This is a genomic window from Savagea faecisuis (genome assembly GCF_042675605.1).
Taxonomy (GTDB): Bacteria; Bacillota; Bacilli; order Bacillales_A; family Planococcaceae; genus Savagea; species Savagea faecisuis.
The window spans coordinates 1-2,500 of record NZ_JBHTJF010000005.1; the positions used below are offsets into that span (position 1 = coordinate 1).

General features: G+C 35.2%; 4 protein-coding genes. 3 read left to right on the forward strand and 1 reads right to left on the reverse strand.

What is annotated here, in order from left to right; genetic code table 11:
* From ACFQ0V_RS01510 to tet(L), 3 genes are all read left to right on the forward strand, one after another.
* Window positions 1-221, forward strand: a 221-nt coding sequence (locus tag ACFQ0V_RS01510) for an IS30 family transposase (RefSeq protein ID WP_381008955.1), incomplete at its 5' end; no start/stop codon positions are given.
* A 151-nt stretch (window positions 222-372) separates the two neighbouring features.
* Window positions 373-435 (forward strand): tetracycline resistance efflux system leader peptide, encoded by a 63-nt coding sequence (locus ACFQ0V_RS01515; protein WP_012779615.1) that lies wholly within the window; start codon window positions 373-375, stop codon window positions 433-435.
* 33 nt (window positions 436-468) lie between these two features.
* Entirely contained in the window at window positions 469-1,845 is a 1,377-nt protein-coding gene (gene tet(L) / locus ACFQ0V_RS01520; RefSeq protein WP_381008957.1) for a tetracycline efflux MFS transporter Tet(L), read from the forward strand.
* A gap of 52 nt (window positions 1,846-1,897) precedes the next feature.
* Here tet(L) and ACFQ0V_RS01525 read toward each other — a convergent pair whose 3' ends face one another.
* Window positions 1,898-2,032, reverse strand: a complete 135-nt coding sequence (locus tag ACFQ0V_RS01525) for a hypothetical protein (RefSeq protein WP_324234507.1) — start codon at window positions 2,030-2,032, stop codon at window positions 1,898-1,900.
* Window positions 2,033-2,500: the final 468 nt, after the last annotated feature.

A 2,500-nucleotide genomic window follows, 5' to 3' on the forward strand; every position in this document is an offset into this window, starting at 1 on the left:
AATTTAGTGAACTTAGCGCACAAGGAAAAGAAATGGGAATAGATGTTTATTTTGCGCATCCATATGCATCTTGGGAGAGAGGGACGAATGAACGTCATAATGGGCTACTCAGACGTTTTATAAAGAAAGGGCAACCGATTCATGCATACTCAGACCAGCGCATTGCAGAAGTTGCCAATTGGATGAATACATTCCCCCGGAAAATTTGCGAAATTCGTTGATTGTGTGGCCTAGGCCACATAATCAACAAATTGACATAAAAACCTTATATAGTGGTTTCACATAAAGTGTTGCATTTAATATTGCAATTTAGGTTTAAATTTTATTCTATATGTGGTAAAATGTTTTAATCAAGTTTAGGAGGAATTAATTATGAAGTGTAATGAATGTAACAGGGTTCAATTAAAAGAGGGAAGCGTATCATTAACCCTATAAACTACGTCTACCCTCATTATTGGAGGGCGAAATGTGAATACGTCTTATTCACAATCAAATTTACGACACAACCAAATTTTAATTTGGCTTTGCGTTCTATCTTTTTTTAGCGTATTAAATGAAATGGTTTTGAACGTCTCATTACCTGATATTGCAAATGATTTTAATAAATCACCGGCGAGTACAAGCTGGGTGAACACAGCCTTTATGTTAACCTTTTCCATTGGAACAGCTGTATATGGAAAGCTATCTGATCAATTAGGCATCAAAAGGTTACTCCTATTTGGAATTATAATAAATTGTTTCGGGTCGGTAATTGGGTTTGTTGGCCATTCTTTCTTTTCCTTACTTATTATGGCTCGTTTTATTCAAGGGGCTGGTGCAGCTGCATTTCCAGCACTCGTAATGGTTGTAGTTGCGCGCTATATTCCAAAGGAAAATAGGGGTAAAGCATTTGGTCTTATTGGATCGATAGTAGCCATGGGAGAAGGAGTCGGTCCAGCGATTGGTGGAATGATAGCCCATTATATTCATTGGTCCTATCTTCTACTCATTCCTATGATAACAATTATCACTGTTCCGTTTCTTATGAAATTATTAAAGAAAGAAGTAAGGATAAAAGGTCATTTTGATATCAAAGGAATTATACTAATGTCTGTAGGCATTGTATTTTTTATGTTGTTTACAACATCATATAGCATTTCTTTTCTTATCGTTAGCGTGCTGTCATTCCTGATATTTGTAAAACATATCAGGAAAGTAACAGATCCTTTTGTTGATCCCGGATTAGGGAAAAATATACCTTTTATGATTGGAGTTCTTTGTGGGGGAATTATATTTGGAACAGTAGCAGGGTTTGTCTCTATGGTTCCTTATATGATGAAAGATGTTCACCAGCTAAGTACTGCCGAAATCGGAAGTGTAATTATTTTCCCTGGAACAATGAGTGTCATTATTTTCGGCTACATTGGTGGGATACTTGTTGATAGAAGAGGTCCTTTATACGTGTTAAACATCGGAGTTACATTTCTTTCTGTTAGCTTTTTAACTGCTGCCTTTTTTTTAGAAGTAACACCATGGTTACTGACAATTATATTAGTTTTTGTTTTTGGTGGGCTGTCATTCACCAAAACAGTTATATCTACAATTGTTTCAAGTAGTTTGAAACAAAAGGAAGCTGGTGCCGGAATGAGTTTGCTTAATTTTACCAGTTTTTTATCAGAGGGAATAGGTATTGCAATTGTTGGTGGTTTATTATCTGTACGCTTACTGAATCAGAAGTTGCTACCTATGGACCTTGATCAATCAACTTATTTGTATAGTAATCTGCTATTACTTTTTTCAGGAATCATTGTCATTAGTTGGCTGATTACCTTGAATGTATATAAACGTTCTCAGAGAGATTTTTAAAATCATTAAAGGATCAATTTTGTTAAGAGAGTTCAAAATTGGTCCTTTTCTTTTAATCACGAATTTTGATCAACGCATTTTCTACCTGCTTAAATTCATCCATACTCAGTAATTTCTCTTTTGTCAGTTCTCCATTTTTCATTAACTTAGCAATACCTATGATGTATTCACTTTTTCTAGTTGTCATTTTGATGTCAGCCATATCTTCGATGGTTAATGTGGCGACTTTATCAAATGAGGGGAAAATCCAATATATTTGGCTATGATAGTATTGAATTTTGATATAATGAAGTAACTATTGTGACTTCTTGGGTCATAATTAAGTGAACATATTTTATAACGGTCACTTTAATCGAGAACTAAAGCGGGGCACAGTCGAACAAATCGATACCAATCGTAAACTCTACAAGAAATACTTTCCTGACGCTGGTGCACGTGTTTATGAGGAGAACAGAAGAAACTGTGGTGCTCCGACTATCTTGATGGCTTCATGGGAATTTATATTATTCGCTAAGAAGAAAATATTGAAAGACAACTGGTCACCCGACGTTGTTGTGGGCCATGCAAAAAAAATACATTCGATTCCGTTCCTTGCACGAAAACCCTATATAACTGGATTGATAACGATGATTTAAAAGTAAAGAATATGGACCTA